Origin of the sequence: Scandinavium lactucae, assembly GCF_033843265.1 — a bacterium.
GTDB classification, from domain to species: Bacteria; Pseudomonadota; Gammaproteobacteria; order Enterobacterales; family Enterobacteriaceae; genus Scandinavium; species Scandinavium lactucae.
Genome location: NZ_JAWXRD010000040.1, coordinates 845,864 through 860,088 on the forward strand (window position 1 = coordinate 845,864; position 14,225 = coordinate 860,088).

11 protein-coding genes are annotated in these 14,225 nt (G+C 55.5%); 6 read left to right on the forward strand and 5 right to left on the reverse strand.

The genetic code is table 11. The features are described from left to right. Window positions 1–12: 12 nt before the first annotated feature. Together SIK69_RS21845 and rlmKL are read right to left on the reverse strand one after the other, a co-directional pair. Window positions 13–1,917 carry an ABC transporter ATP-binding protein gene (locus SIK69_RS21845; RefSeq protein ID WP_319629861.1) on the reverse strand — a complete coding sequence of 635 codons (1,905 nt, stop codon included), beginning with the start codon at window positions 1,915–1,917 and terminating at the stop codon, window positions 13–15. A 12-nt stretch (window positions 1,918–1,929) separates the two neighbouring features. Beyond that, a complete protein-coding gene (gene rlmKL / locus SIK69_RS21850; protein ID WP_319629860.1) occupies window positions 1,930–4,035 on the reverse strand; it encodes a bifunctional 23S rRNA (guanine(2069)-N(7))-methyltransferase RlmK/23S rRNA (guanine(2445)-N(2))-methyltransferase RlmL in 2,106 nt (701 codons plus the stop codon). A 93-nt stretch (window positions 4,036–4,128) separates the two neighbouring features. On the opposite strand from rlmKL, the gene SIK69_RS21855 reads away from it, so the two are divergent. Further along, window positions 4,129–5,238 carry a YcbX family protein gene (locus SIK69_RS21855; protein ID WP_319787103.1) on the forward strand — a complete coding sequence of 370 codons (1,110 nt, stop codon included), beginning with the start codon at window positions 4,129–4,131 and terminating at the stop codon, window positions 5,236–5,238. Here the strand turns inward: SIK69_RS21855 and zapC are convergent. Both zapC and pyrD read right to left on the reverse strand, forming a co-directional pair. Next, window positions 5,235–5,777: a cell division protein ZapC gene (gene zapC, locus SIK69_RS21860; RefSeq protein WP_319629858.1), complete on the reverse strand. Its 543-nt coding sequence runs from the start codon at window positions 5,775–5,777 to the stop codon at window positions 5,235–5,237. The genes SIK69_RS21855 and zapC overlap by 4 nt on opposite strands. Before the next feature lie 167 nt (window positions 5,778–5,944). Continuing rightward, window positions 5,945–6,955: a quinone-dependent dihydroorotate dehydrogenase gene (gene pyrD / locus SIK69_RS21865; RefSeq protein ID WP_319629857.1), complete on the reverse strand. Its 1,011-nt coding sequence runs from the start codon at window positions 6,953–6,955 to the stop codon at window positions 5,945–5,947. Window positions 6,956–7,190: 235 nt separating this feature from the next. Here pyrD and ssuE point away from each other — a divergent pair, with 235 nt between their 5' ends. The 5 genes from ssuE to ssuB are packed head-to-tail and all read left to right on the forward strand — an operon-like array spanning window position 7,191 to window position 11,465. Continuing rightward, window positions 7,191–7,766 carry an NADPH-dependent FMN reductase gene (gene ssuE / locus SIK69_RS21870; RefSeq protein WP_319787104.1) on the forward strand — a complete coding sequence of 192 codons (576 nt, stop codon included), beginning with the start codon at window positions 7,191–7,193 and terminating at the stop codon, window positions 7,764–7,766. Continuing rightward, entirely contained in the window at window positions 7,759–8,748 is a 990-nt protein-coding gene (locus tag SIK69_RS21875; RefSeq protein WP_319787105.1) for a sulfonate ABC transporter substrate-binding protein, read from the forward strand. Before ssuE ends, SIK69_RS21875 begins: the two co-directional genes overlap by 8 nt. Continuing rightward, complete coding sequence (gene ssuD, locus SIK69_RS21880) at window positions 8,745–9,890, forward strand: FMNH2-dependent alkanesulfonate monooxygenase (protein WP_319629854.1); 1,146 nt, start codon at window positions 8,745–8,747, stop codon at window positions 9,888–9,890. The genes SIK69_RS21875 and ssuD overlap by 4 nt, the downstream gene beginning before the upstream one ends. Window positions 9,891–9,900: 10 nt before the next feature. Further along, complete coding sequence (ssuC, locus tag SIK69_RS21885; protein ID WP_319787106.1) at window positions 9,901–10,692, forward strand: aliphatic sulfonate ABC transporter permease SsuC; 792 nt, start codon at window positions 9,901–9,903, stop codon at window positions 10,690–10,692. Beyond that, on the forward strand, window positions 10,689–11,465 hold the full coding sequence (gene ssuB, locus SIK69_RS21890) for an aliphatic sulfonates ABC transporter ATP-binding protein (RefSeq protein ID WP_319787107.1): 777 nt from the start codon (window positions 10,689–10,691) through the stop codon (window positions 11,463–11,465). The genes ssuC and ssuB overlap by 4 nt, the downstream gene beginning before the upstream one ends. A 30-nt stretch (window positions 11,466–11,495) precedes the next feature. On the opposite strand, the gene pepN is transcribed toward ssuB, so the two are convergent. Continuing rightward, window positions 11,496–14,108 (reverse strand): aminopeptidase N, encoded by a 2,613-nt coding sequence (gene pepN / locus SIK69_RS21895; protein WP_319629851.1) that lies wholly within the window; start codon window positions 14,106–14,108, stop codon window positions 11,496–11,498. Window positions 14,109–14,225: the final 117 nt, after the last annotated feature.

Sequence of the window (14,225 nt, forward strand, 5' to 3'; positions counted from 1 at the left end):
ACGTTCCTCTCATTAACCGCCGTTTTTTAACGCTTCAAGGTATTCCCAGCGTTCAAAGGCTTCTTCCAGTGCCTTTTCCGCTTGCGCCATATCCGCCAACACCTGTTGCGTGTGGTCATGAGATTGACTAAAGAAAGTCGGGCTTGCTACCTGCGTCTGTAAACTTTCCAGGTTCGCTTCAAGTTCCTCAAGCCGTTGAGGAAGCTGCTCTAATTCGCGCTGCAGGTTATAGCTTAGTTTGCTGGGCGCACGTTTGACAGTTCCTGCTTTCGCCTGTTCTTTGGGAATCTTCGTATCGACAGACTGTTTTCTCGCCAATGACTGCGATTGTTGACCACGGGCATCATGATAGCCGCCAACGTAGGCACCGATTTTGCCATTGCCTTCGAAGATCCAGCAGTCGGTGACAGTGTTATCGACGAACTGACGATCGTGGCTGACCAGCATAACCGTACCCTGATAGCCGTCGATCAGCTCTTCAAGCAGTTCGAGGGTTTCAACGTCCAGGTCGTTGGTTGGTTCATCGAGGATCAGCAGGTTGCTGGGTTTGAGGAACAAACGCGCCAGCAGCAGGCGGTTACGTTCCCCACCCGATAGCGCGCGCACCGGCGTCATGGCGCGTTTAGGATGGAACAGGAAATCCTGCAGATAGCCGAGCACATGGCGCGGTTTACCGTTGACCATCACTTCTTGTTTACCTTCGGCCAGGTTGTCCATCACCGTTCTGTCCGGGTCGAGCTCGGCGCGGTGCTGATCGAAATAGGCCACTTCCAGCTTGGTGCCCACATGCACGCGACCGCTGTCAGCCTGCAACTGCCCCAGCATCAGTTTCAACAGCGTGGTTTTACCACAGCCGTTCGGGCCGATCAGCGCAATTTTATCGCCGCGCTGAACCTGGACAGAGAAATCCTTCACCAGCACTTTGCCATCGACCTGGTAATCGACGTTTTCCAGCTCAAATACGATTTTGCCTGAGCGGCTGGCTTCTTCGACCTGCATGCGCGCGCTGCCCAACACTTCGCGGCGCTCGCTACGCTCACGGCGCATATCTTTCAGCGCACGGACTCGGCCTTCGTTACGGGTACGGCGGGCTTTAATACCCTGGCGGATCCAGACTTCTTCCTGCGCCAGCTTGCGGTCAAACTCAGCATTTTGCAGTTCTTCCACGCGCAGCATCTCTTCTTTTTCCAGCAGATACTGATCGTAGTTACCCGGGTAGGTCACCAGCTTGCCGCGATCGAGATCGACAATGCGCGTGGCCATATTGCGGATAAACGAACGGTCGTGCGAGATGAAGATAATGGTGCCTTTGAACGTTTTCAGGAACCCTTCCAGCCAGTCGATGGTTTCGATGTCCAGGTGGTTCGTCGGTTCGTCGAGCAGCAACACGCGCGGGCCGCTGACCAGTGCGCGGCCCAGCGCCGCTTTACGCAGCCAGCCGCCGGAGAGCGAACTCAACGCCATGTCGGCCTCGAGGCCCAACTGTTCCAGCACTTCGTTAATACGGCTTTCAATCTGCCACAGACCGTGGTGATCCAGCAGCTCCTGTAGCTTCGCCATCTCGTTGAGATTTCTGTCGCTCGGGTCGGTCATCACCAGATGAGAAATCTCGTGATAGCGCTTGAGGTATTCCGCCTGTTCTGAGATACCTTCGGCGATGAAATCGTACACGCTGCCTTCCACATTGCGCGGCGGATCCTGTTGCAGACGCGCCACGACCAGGTCCTGTTCATAGATGATGCGACCATCATCCAGGCCCTGTTCGCGGTTGAGGATTTTCATCAGCGTCGATTTACCGGCACCGTTGCGCCCAACCAGACAGACGCGTTCGTTATCCTCGATATGCAGTTCGGTGTTATCAAGGAGAGGCGCATCGCTGAATGACAGCCATGCGCCATGCATACTAATTAAAGACATTTATTCTTTCCTTCAGGCTGCAGTAATCAGCCAGCAGTTATGGATCTGACGGTTACGGGCAAAATCAGGCGAAAGCGTTTTTTGAGTAATTTCTTCTGCTTTCAGGCCCAGTTTTGCCATGCCGTCGCTATCGAGTTTGAAGCCACGCTTGTTGTTGGAGAACATGATCGTGCCGCCTTTACGCAGCAAGCGTTTCAGATCGGCCATCAGTTTCAGGTGATCGCGCTGCACGTCAAACGTATCTTCCATGCGCTTGGAGTTAGAGAAAGTCGGCGGATCGATGAAGATCAGGTCAAACTGTTCGTCCGCATCACGCAGCCAGCCGAGCACATCTGCCTGCAACAGACGATGTGGACGCCCGGTCAGACCATTGAGACGCAGGTTACGTTCAGCCCATTCCAGATAAGTACGCGACATATCCACGGTAGTGGTGCTACGTGCGCCGCCCAAACCTGCATGTACGCTGGCGCTGCCGGTGTAAGAGAACAGATTAAGGAAGTCTTTGCCTTTGCTCATCTGGCCCAGCATCCGGCGAGCGATACGGTGGTCAAGGAACAGGCCGGTGTCGAGATAGTCAGTCAGGTTCACCCACAGGCGCGCGTTATACTCGCTAACCTGCATGAATTCGCCCTTCTCGCTCATTTTCTCGTACTGATTTTTACCTTTCTGACGCTCACGGGTTTTCAGCACCAGACGGTTGGCGGCAATGCCCATCACCGAAATGGTCGCGGCAATCACATCGAACAAACGCTGACGCGCTTTGGTCGCATCCACGGTTTTCGGCGGAGCATATTCCTGAACCACCACCCACTCACCATAGCGATCGACCGCCACGTTGTATTCCGGCAGGTCGGCATCATACACACGGTAACACTCAATGCCTTCCTGACGCGCCCATTTCTCAAGCTTCTTGAGGTTTTTGCGCAGACGGTTGGCGTAATCATCGGCCAGCATCACCGTAGCGGTGCCATCGGTTTCGGCCAGATGATAGTTTTTCTGTACGCAGTCCAGTGGGCCGTTCTTAGCTTTGAACTGGCGCTCGGCGCGCAGTTGCAGACAACTCAGCAGCTCTGGAGAGGCGCTGAACAGCGACAGGTTCCAGCCGCCGAACTGGGTTTTCATCAAGCGACCCAGCAGGTTGTGCAGGGCAATCAGGGCCGGTTCGCTGTCCAGACGTTCACCGTAAGGCGGGTTACTGATAACCGTGCCATATGGGCCTTTCGGCAGCGGATTGCTGAGCTTAGCAACGTCTTTGACTTCGAAGGTGACGAGATCGGCAATGCCTGCCCGGCGGGCGTTGCTGCGTGCGCGCTCAATCACGCGGCTGTCGATGTCAGAACCGTAGAAGTGGGATTCGTAAGCGGCAAGCCCGGCACGAGCGCGCGTCTGTGCCTCAGCTTTCACTTCCTGCCAGACCGCTTCGTCATGCTGTGCCCAGCCGCTAAAGCCCCAGTGACCACGGTGCAGGCCCGGTGCCCGGTCGGTCGCCAGCATCGCGGCTTCAATCAGCAATGTACCGGAACCACACATCGGGTCGAGCATCGGGGTACCCGGCTGCCAGCCGGAACGCATCACGATGGCCGCCGCCAGCGTTTCTTTGATGGGTGCAATACCCGTCGCGTCACGATAGCCACGCAGATGCAGACCTTCGCCACTCAGGTCGAGGGAGATGTACGCGACTTCTTTATTCAGACGCACGTTGATGCGTACGTCCGGATTTTCTTTATCGACGTTCGGTCGCGGCAGATTTTTACGGGTGAACGCATCGACGATGGCGTCTTTCACCTTCAGCGCCCCATACTGGCTGTTACGAATTTCTTCGTTCACGCCGCTGAAGTGCACGGCAAAGGTCGCGTCCTGATTGAACATCTCTGTCCAGTTGATGGCCTGCACGCCAAGGTACAGGTCCAGATCGCTGTAAACCTTGCACTCGGTGAGTGGCATCATGATACGGGACGCCAGGCGGCTCCACATCAGGCTCTGATAGAGCAGTCGCGTGTCTCCTTCAAAATGGACACCACCCTGAACCACCTGACACGCCGTAGCGCCCAGGTTTTCCAGTTCAGTTTTTAACAGCTCTTCCAGCCCACGGGCCGTACTGGCAAACAGAGAATTCATATCGTCACTTATTACTCGCAGAAAATTGTTGCGCATTATAGCGAATCTGGGCTTCATATAGGGCGACTTTTTTCAAACGCAGGGGATTGCGGAATGGCGACGTTGGGAAAGCTCTATATTCACCCGGTAAAATCTATGCGCGGGATCGGTGTCACTCACGCGTTGGCTGACATAAGCGGTATGGCTTTTGACCGTATTTTTATGGTCACCGAGCCAGACGGCACCTTCATTACCGCCCGTCAGTATCCGCAGATGGTGCGCTTTACACCGGTGCCGATGCATGATGGTTTGCACCTCACCGCTCCTGATGGCAGCGTGGCGATGGTGCGTTTTGCTGATTTTACCGCTGACGCCGCACCAACCGAAGTCTGGGGCAACCATTTCTCCGCATTCATCGCGCCCGCAGATATTAATCAGTGGCTGTCGGTCTTCTTTAAGCGCGATGTCCAGCTGCGCTGGGTCGGCCCCGAGCCTACGCGTCGGGTAAAACGTTATGACGCTGTACCGCTCTCATTCGCTGACGGTTTCCCCTATCTGTTGACCACCGAAGCCTCGCTACGCGACCTGCAAAATCGCTGCCCGGCCAGCGTGCAAATGGAACAGTTCCGCCCCAATCTGGTGGTCACCGGAACCCGGGCGTGGGAAGAAGATGGCTGGAAAGTGGTTCGCATCGGCGACGTGGTCTTTGATGTGGTCAAACCTTGCAGCCGCTGCATCTTTACCACTGTCAGCCCGGAGCGCGGACAAAAACACCCGGCTGGTGAACCGCTGGCTACCTTACAACAATTCCGTACTGCCCAGGATAACGGCGACGTCGATTTTGGTCAGAACCTGATTGCCCGCAACAGCGGCGTGGTTCGCGTCGGCGATGAAGTGGAAATTCTCTCCACCGGCCCGGGCAAAGTCTATGGGGCTGGCGCAACGGAAGAGATGCTGGAGGTTGAGACCGCGCAGGACGCGGTGGTTGATATTGACTGGCAGGGCAAGGTGTTCAAAGGAAACAATCAGCAGGTATTACTGGAACAGCTGGAACAACAAGGGATTCGCGTACCTTATTCCTGTCGGGCCGGTATTTGCGGAAGTTGCAGGATTACGTTGGTTGAGGGAGAGGTGAGCCCGATGAAGCAAAGCGCAGTGGCAGACGATGGTACTATCCTGTCCTGCAGCTGCGTTCCGAAAACCGCGCTGCGACTGGCGCGTTAAACGGCCTGACCGTAGCGCATCGTTGCCGATATTGGCTGCGGCTGGAGGCGGTCATTCATCACTTTAATCGCATCACCTAACTGCATGGTACGACCGGCCAGCGTCAGACCCGGTTGTGCCAGCAAACAGAGCGCCGCATTATCGCCCGGCTCGACCACCAGCAAATTTACGCGTTCACCACTGTCGCTCAACCATACCGCGGCCGCATCGCCCGTTACCGGCTGCCAGCTATCGCCATGCGCGACAAAGTGCCAGCTTTTAGGCATCTGCGGTTTCAGGAAACGAATGGCCACCAGCGCGTTAAGAATGAGTTCGGCGCGATGTTCTTTGGTTAATTCAAGGTCACGGCATTTTTCTTCAAAAGAGAAATAGAGGGCGGCGTCATCAACACAAAAGCCTGTAGAATCAAAGGCATCGGGTGTCAGCATGCGGCGGGCAAAACGAGAACGAAACAACATACCATTGGCTAAATCGAGCATCATACGATCGTGCTCTTCATCAAAATACCAACGCCAGTTATCGTCAGGTTTAATTCGCATTTCTGTTCCCCGCTCTCTTAAGCATCCGATGCCCGAAACTCATATTCCCGTTTCGTTAATTTGTCTGAATTAAGAAAAGACCATAAAGTTTAAATTAGCAACACTTGTGGAATATAAAACAACCAGGGCAGGAAATAAAGCCCTGGTTGTAAACTGTGCAGGAAAGATTAGAGATGGGTAACGATTTCTTTTATCAGCGGCGGGCCTTTAAAAATAAACCCGGAATAGATCTGTACCAATGATGCACCGGCAGCCATCTTCTCACGTGCGGCGATCACCGAATCGATACCGCCCACGCCAATAATAGGTAAGCGTCCCTTTAATTCGGCAGACAGCAGGCGAATAATTTCGGTACTTTTTAACTGTAATGGACGACCGCTTAAACCGCCGCTTTCATCACAGTGTTTCATTCCCTGGACGAGAGAACGATCGAGTGTCGTATTGGTGGCAATAACACCATCAATATTATGGCGAAGCAAACTATCAGCCACCTGGATCAATTCTTCGAGCGAAAGATCGGGTGCGATCTTAACCGCCACCGGGACATATTTATGGTGGATCGATTGCAGCTCATTTTGCTTATTCTTAATCGCCGACAGCAAATCATCCAGCGCTTCACCATATTGTAAGGTGCGCAGGCCGGGGGTATTTGGCGATGAAATATTAATCGCAATGTAACCGGCGTAGGCATAGACTTTTTCCATACAAATCAGATAGTCATCTTTGCCCTGTTCGACCGGTGTGTCTTTATTTTTGCCGATATTAATTCCGAGTACGCCATCGAAATGCGCTTTTTTAACGTTCTCAACCAGGTTATCGACACCCAGGTTATTAAAGCCCATACGGTTGATCAAACCCTCGGCATCGACCAGACGGAAGATCCTCGGTTTGTCATTTCCCGGTTGAGGGCGTGGCGTTACGGTGCCGACTTCGACGGATCCGAAACCCATCGCCCCGAGGGCATCAATACACTCTCCGTTCTTATCGAGTCCTGCGGCTAAACCCAGCGGGTTTTTGAACGTCAGCCCCATGCAGGTTACCGGTTTTTCAGGCACTTTCTGGCGCACCAGCGCTTCGAGTGGCGTACCGGTGACACGGCGTAATTGTTGAAAAGTAAATTCATGAGCGCGCTCAGGATCGAGCTGGAAAAGGGCTTTACGAACGAAGGGGTAGTACATGAACTCTCCTGGATTCCCGGTAGCAAACCGGGGGCGTATTATGTTCTATCCGTCGCCGAAAGGGAATTGACCTGTCGCAAAAAATACCCTTTTAGACGCAATCGTTTACTTACATGCGTTTTTTGGTAATCCACTGCCAGAAAAATCATTTAGCGAACGCGCCTGCCTCTGACACACTCCTGTTAAATGTTATCAATGTTAGATAAAAGCAAACATTTAGTTGTAAGGAGAGGTTATGCGTGTCATTACGTTAGCGGGCAGCCCGCGTTTTCCTTCACGATCCAGCGCATTACTGGAATATGCCAGAGAAACGCTATCCCGGGTCGACGTCGAGGTTTGCCACTGGCATCTGCAAAACTTCGAGCCGGAAGACCTGCTCTACGCCCGCTTTGATAGCCCTGCCCTGCTCACACTCATAGAACAACTGGCGCAGGCCGATGGCTTAATCGTTGCTACCCCGGTTTATAAAGCGTCATTTTCTGGCGCATTGAAGACCTTGCTCGATCTGTTACCGGAACGCGCGCTGGAAGGCAAAGTGGTGTTACCGCTGGCTACCGGCGGCACCGTGGCCCATATGCTGGCGGTGGATTACGCGCTCAAACCGGTGCTCAGTGCGTTGAAGGCACAAGAGATCCTGCACGGCGTATTCGCCGACGACAGCCAGGTGCAGGATTACCAACATAAGCCGCAGTTCAGCCCAAATCTGGAAAAACGCCTCGACAGCGCGCTGGAAACCTTCTGGCAAGCGCTGCATCGCCGTGATATTCGCGTCCCGGCTTTTCATCTTAAGCAAGGAGTCGCCCATGTTTAATTTGTTCCGTCCCCGCATTCGCACCTTAGCCCTGACCGGTTTGTTAACGCTCTCCGCCTGGAGTCAGGCTGCTGAACCGGCCCCCGATGCCCTGCGGATTGGCTATCAGAAAGGCAGCGTCAGTATGGTACTGGCCAAAAGCCATCAGTTGCTGGAAAAGCGCTACCCGAACACCAAAATTTCGTGGATTGAATTTCCCGCCGGGCCGCAAATGCTTGAGGCCCTGAACGTGGGTAGCATCGACCTGGGCAGCACTGGCGATATTCCACCCATTTTTGCCCAGGCCGCCGGGGCGGACCTGGTGTATGTCGGGGCTGAACCACCAAAACCGAAAGCAGAAGTGATCCTCGTCCCGGAGAACAGCCCGATCAAAACCGTGGCCGATCTGAAAGGACACAAGGTTGCGTTCCAGAAAGGTTCGAGTTCGCACAACCTCTTATTACGTGCGCTACAGCAGGCGGGCCTCAAATTTACCGACATCCAGCCAACGTTCCTGACACCTGCCGACGCCCGCGCGGCCTTCCAGCAGGGTGATGTCGATGCCTGGGCCATCTGGGATCCGTATTATTCCGCTGCGTTATTGCAGGGCGGCGTGCGGGTATTAACCGATGGCAGCGAACTGAAACAAACCGGCTCGTTCTATCTGGCATCCCGCCCCTACGCCGAGAAAAACGGCAGCTTTATTGAGGGCGTGCTGAACACCTTCAGCCAAGCCGATGCATTGACCATTAGCCAGCGTCAGCAAAGTACCGAACTGCTCGCCAGAACCATGGGTCTGCCGGAAGCGGTGATTGCCAGCTACTTAAGCCATCGCCCAACGACGGTAATCGGCCCGGTCAGTGATGAAACCGCCCGTCGTCAGCAGCAAACCGCCGATCTGTTTTATGAGAATCGCCTGGTGCCGAAAAAAGTCGATATCAAAAGCCGCATCTGGCAACCCACGACACAACCTTCTACACAAGAACAAGGAGCAAAATCATGAGCCTGAATATGTTCTGGTTTTTACCGACTCACGGTGATGGTCACTATCTTGGCAGCGAGGAGAATGCCCGCCCGGTCGATCATGGCTATCTCCAGCAGATTGCCCAAACCGCGGACAGACTCGGTTTTACCGGGGTACTGATCCCCACCGGGCGCTCCTGTGAAGATGCATGGCTGGTGGCCGCGTCAATGATCCCGGTCACCCAGCGGCTGAAATTTCTGGTGGCGCTGCGCCCGAGCGTGATTTCACCGACCGTTGCCGCTCGCCAGGCTGCAACGCTGGATCGATTATCGAATGGTCGGGCGCTGTTTAACCTGGTGACCGGCAGCGATCCGCAGGAACTCGCCGCGGACGGGGTGTTCCTCGATCACACTGAACGTTATGAAGCTTCGGCGGAATTTACCCACATCTGGCGGCGCTTGCTGGAAGGTGAAACCGTTGATTTTGACGGCAAGTATCAGAAAGTGCGCGGGGCAAAACTGCTGTTCCCGCCGATTCAGCAGCCGCGACCGCCGCTTTACTTTGGCGGTTCATCAGAGGTCGCGCAGGAGCTGGCGGCTGAGCAGGTTGATTTGTATCTGACCTGGGGCGAGCCGCCGGAACAGGTGAAAGAGAAAATTGCCCAGGTTCGCGAGAAGGCCGCCAAATACGGACGCAAGGTGCGGTTCGGTATTCGCCTACACGTGATTGTTCGGGAAACCACGGCGGAAGCATGGGAGGCTGCCAACCGGCTGATATCCCGTCTGGATGACGACACCATCGCCAAAGCCCAGGCGGCCTTTACCCGAACGGATTCGGTCGGACAGCAGCGAATGGCGGCCCTGCACGGCGGTCAGCGCGACAAACTGGAGGTAAGCCCAAACCTGTGGGCGGGTGTCGGTCTGGTACGCGGGGGGGCCGGAACCGCACTCGTCGGCGACGGGCCTACCGTCGCGGCACGTATTAATGAATATGCGGCTCTGGGTATCGACAGCTTTGTGCTGTCCGGTTATCCGCACCTCGAAGAAGCTTACAGAGTCGGTGAGCTGCTGTTCCCGCACTTAGATGTCGCCATCCCGGAAATCCCGCAGCCGCAGTCTTTACCGGTGCAGGGCGAAGCGGTAGCAAACGAATTCCTGCCGCGTAAAGTCGCACAAAGTTAAGGAGCGTTTTATGCCCACGCCTGCAAAAAGATGGCTGCTCCGCGTTGCCCCCTGGCTGTTGCCGATCGGCATCGTGATTGTCTGGCAAATCGCCTCCGTCACCGGCTGGCTCTCAAGTCGCATTCTGCCCTCGCCGGAAGGCGTGATTGAAGCGTTCTGGTCGCTGTCGGCCAGCGGCGAACTGTGGCAACACCTGGCCATCAGCTCATGGCGCGCGCTGGTCGGTTTCTCCATCGGCGGCTCGATTGGCCTGGTGTTAGGTCTGATTAGCGGGTTATCACGCTGGGGCGAACGCCTACTGGATACCTCGATTCAGATGCTGCGTAACGTGCCGCATCTGGCGCTGATCCCGTTGGTGATTCTGTGGTTCGGCATTGATGAGAGCGCCAAAATTTTTCTGGTCGCGCTCGGCACCCTGTTCCCGATTTACATCAATACCTGGCATGGGATACGCAACATTGATCAGGGTCTGGTGGAGATGGCCCGCAGCTATGGACTCTCCGGCTTTGCATTGTTCTGGCATGTGATCCTGCCCGGTGCCTTGCCCTCGATTATGGTTGGCGTGCGCTTTGCGCTGGGTCTGATGTGGCTGACACTGATTGTCGCGGAAACCATCTCTGCTAATTCCGGGATTGGTTATCTGGCGATGAACGCCCGTGAGTTCCTGCAAACCGATGTGGTAGTGGTCGCCATCATTCTCTACGCACTGCTGGGCAAACTGGCCGACGTCAGCGCCCAGTTCCTGGAACGCGTCTGGCTGCGCTGGAACCCAGCTTATTATGTGAAGGAGGCAAGCGTATGAATACGGCACGTCTGAACCCGGGTATTCCGCTGCTGCTGAACGGTATCGGCAAGCGTTACGGGAATAATACGGTACTCAACGCACTGGATTTGCATATACCGGCCGGGCAGTTTGTGGCAGTAGTGGGCCGGAGCGGCGGCGGGAAAAGTACGCTGTTACGTCTGCTGGCCGGGCTGGAAAAACCCAATGCCGGTGAACTACTGGCCGGAAACGGCCCGCTCGCGGCCAGTCAGCAGGAAACGCGGATGATGTTTCAGGATGCACGCCTTCTGCCGTGGAAAAGCGTGATTGATAATGTTGGCCTTGGGCTGAAAGGTAACTGGCGAGAGGCGGCGCAGGAAGCGCTGGCGGCGGTAGGGCTTGAAAGTCGTGCGCAAGAGTGGCCAGCGGCGTTATCCGGCGGGCAGAAACAGCGTGTGGCACTGGCCCGGGCGCTGATACATCGCCCCGGTTTATTGTTGCTGGATGAACCTCTTGGCGCGCTGGACGCCCTTACCCGCCTTGAAATGCAGGACTTGATCGAGTCCTTGTGGCAAACCCAGGGGTTTACGGTGCTGCTGGTTACGCACGATGTGAGTGAAGCGGTGGCCATGGCTGACCGGGTGTTGCTGATCGAAGAAGGCAAAATCGGTCTGGATTTAACCGTAGATATCCCGCGCCCACGGCGAAAAGGATCCTTGCGCCTGGCGGAACTGGAAGCAGAGGTGTTGAATCGGGTGATGAAACGCGGCGTATCGGAAACGCTGACGGAACCCCGCGTGCGACATGGCTAAAATAACGCCCGGGGATCCGGGCGTTATTATTTAGGCTAACGCTTTGGTGATTTTCTCGAACAGATCGCCGGACAGATTTTCCAGCCCTTTCAACTGTTCCAGCGCCGCACGCATTTTTTCCTGACGCGCCGCATCGTAACGTTTCAGGCGAATCAGCGGCTCAATCAGACGCGAAGCCACCTGCGGGTTACGGCTGTTCAGCTCGGTCAACATCTCGGCGAGGAACTGATAGCCGCTGCCGTCTTCCGCATGGAACGCCGCCGGGTTACTCATTGCAAAGGCCCCAATCAGCGAGCGGATACGGTTCGGATTGCTCAAGGTGAACGAACGGTGTTTCAGCAGACCGCGTACCGTTTCCAGTACGTTTTCCGCTGGGCTGGTGGACTGCAAAATAAACCACTTGTCCATCACCAGGCCGTCGTGATGCCATTTGTCGTCATACTCCTGCATCAGCGCGTCACGGCACGGTAGCTGCGCCGCCACCGCGGCGGCCAGCGCGGCCAGCACATCGGTCATGTTGTCGGCGTGGTGATACTGATGGCTCACCAGTTTATCGGCCAGCTCAGCGTCACCGTAAGCCAGATAGCGCAGGCAGGTATTTCGCAGCGTACGCTTGCCGATGTCGGCGTGCTCCACGCGATAGGCATCCAGTTGGTTGGCGTTGTAAATCGCGAGGAATTCGTCCGCGAGTTCTTTCGCCAGGGTGCGGGTCAGCGCTTCGCGTACCGTCGCAATCGCCACCGGATCGATAATCTCAAACAGCTCAGCGATTTCGTTCACTGAAGGCAGGGTCAGAATTTCTGCCGCCAGCGCCGGGTCAATGTTCTCATCCAGCAGAATGGCCCGGAACGCATCGGCCACATGCAGCGGCAGCGACAGCGGTTGCTGCTGCTGATGGCGGGCTACGTTCAGCTTGATGTAGGTCGCCAGCAGACTCTGGGCGGCATCCCAACGGGAGAAATCATTGCGGGCATGGCGCATCAGGAAGGTCAGTTGCTGATCGCTCCATTTGTATTCCAGTTTCACCGGAGCGGAGAATTCACGCAGCAGCGACGGCACCGGCTGGAAGTAGACGTTATCAAAGATGAATGTCTGCTCGGCCTGGGTCACGTTCAGGACGTTATGCACCGGATGACCGCCCTTCTGTAGCGGGATAACGTTACCTTCGTTGTCATACAGCTCGATGTCGAACGGAATGTGCAGCGGCTGTTTATCCTGCTGCTCAGCCGTCGGGGGCGTGTGCTGTTTGATGGTCAGCGTGTATTGCTCGGTTTCCGGGTTGTAATCGTCATGCACGGTCACAACCGGCGTCCCCGACTGGCTATACCAGCGGCGGAAGTGCGAGAGGTCAACGTTGGACGCATCTTCCATCGCCTGCACGAAGTCGTCACAGGTCGCGGCGCTACCGTCATGACGCTCAAAGTACAGCTGCATCCCTTTCTGGAAATTGGCTTCGCCCAGCAGCGTGTGCAGCATGCGAATCACTTCTGAACCCTTCTCGTACACCGTCAGGGTGTAGAAGTTGTTCATTTCGATAACCATGTCCGGGCGAATCGGGTGCGCCATCGGGCTGGCATCTTCGGCAAATTGCATCCCGCGCATGGTACGCACGTTGCTGATGCGGTTGACCGCACGCGAACCGAGGTCGGAACTGAACTCCTGATCGCGGAAAACGGTTAAGCCCTCTTTCAGGCTCAGCTGGAACCAGTCGCGGCAGGTGACGCGGTTCCCGGTCCAGTTGTGGAAATACTCGTGACCGATAACGCGCTCAATATCGAGATAATCTTTGTCGGTCGCAGTATCGGTACGGGCCAGCACGTATTTGGAGTTAAAGACGTTCAGGCCTTTGTTTTCCATCGCACCCATGTTGAAGAAATCAACGGCGACGATCATATAGATGTCGAGATCGTATTCGAGGCCGAAACGATCTTCGTCCCATTTCATTGAGTTCTTCAGCGAGGTCATCGCCCATGGCGCGCGGTCAAGGTTGCCGCGATCGACAAACAGTTCCAGTGCCACTTCACGGCCAGAACGGGTGATGTATTTGTCGCTCAGGACGTCGAAGTCCCCGGCCACCAGCGCGAACAGGTAGCACGGTTTCGGGAACGGATCCTGCCACTGGACCCAGTGACGGCCATTTTCCAGCTCGCCCTGCGCCACGCGGTTTCCGTTGGAGAGCAGGTAGGGATATTTGCTTTTATCGGCGATGATTTTGGTGGTAAACCGCGCCAACACATCCGGACGGTCCAGATACCAGGTGATGTGGCGGAAGCCTTCCGCTTCGCACTGGGTGCAAAGAGCTTCACCAGACTGATACAACCCTTCCAGCGCAGTATTCGCCGCCGGGCTGATTTCGTTTACGATGCGCAGCGTAAAACGCTCCGGCAGGCCGTTAATCACCAGCTGATTGTTTTCTTCTTTATAGTCACTCCACGGCTGGTCGTTGACGTGAATCGACACCAGCGTTAAATCTTCGCCATTGAGGCGCAGCGGTGTGGCAGACGCAGCGTGACGCGTAATCTGGCTTTCGGCGGTCACGACGGTTTTTGCGGCGTCCAGGTCAAAGGTCAGGTCGATATCGCTGATCAGGTATTCCGGCGCACGGTAGTCGTGGCGGTATTTGGCTTGGGGCTGTTGTGTCATAAAAAACCTTTAGCATCTTTTGTAAAGTATCGGGTTCAGTCTATTCCTGTTGTTACTTTCACGCTATGCAGAATGTTCATCTTTTCAGGGGCAAACACGCAAATTGCTACATATTGA

What these genes read in the sequence shown, in the direction of transcription:
- SIK69_RS21855 (WP_319787103.1), top strand. Translation starts at nt 4,129, where the DNA reads ATGGCGACGTTGGGAAAGCTCTATATTCACCCGGTAAAATCTATGCGC.
- SIK69_RS21875 (WP_319787105.1), top strand. Translation starts at nt 7,759, where the DNA reads ATGTTTAATTTGTTCCGTCCCCGCATTCGCACCTTAGCCCTGACCGGT.
- zapC (WP_319629858.1), bottom strand. Translation starts at nt 5,777, where the DNA reads ATGCGAATTAAACCTGACGATAACTGGCGTTGGTATTTTGATGAAGAG.
- ssuE (WP_319787104.1), top strand. Translation starts at nt 7,191, where the DNA reads ATGCGTGTCATTACGTTAGCGGGCAGCCCGCGTTTTCCTTCACGATCC.
- pyrD (WP_319629857.1), bottom strand. Translation starts at nt 6,955, where the DNA reads ATGTACTACCCCTTCGTTCGTAAAGCCCTTTTCCAGCTCGATCCTGAG.
- SIK69_RS21845 (WP_319629861.1), bottom strand. Translation starts at nt 1,917, where the DNA reads ATGTCTTTAATTAGTATGCATGGCGCATGGCTGTCATTCAGCGATGCG.
- pepN (WP_319629851.1), bottom strand. Translation starts at nt 14,108, where the DNA reads ATGACACAACAGCCCCAAGCCAAATACCGCCACGACTACCGTGCGCCG.
- ssuD (WP_319629854.1), top strand. Translation starts at nt 8,745, where the DNA reads ATGAGCCTGAATATGTTCTGGTTTTTACCGACTCACGGTGATGGTCAC.
- ssuC (WP_319787106.1), top strand. Translation starts at nt 9,901, where the DNA reads ATGCCCACGCCTGCAAAAAGATGGCTGCTCCGCGTTGCCCCCTGGCTG.
- rlmKL (WP_319629860.1), bottom strand. Translation starts at nt 4,035, where the DNA reads ATGAATTCTCTGTTTGCCAGTACGGCCCGTGGGCTGGAAGAGCTGTTA.
- ssuB (WP_319787107.1), top strand. Translation starts at nt 10,689, where the DNA reads ATGAATACGGCACGTCTGAACCCGGGTATTCCGCTGCTGCTGAACGGT.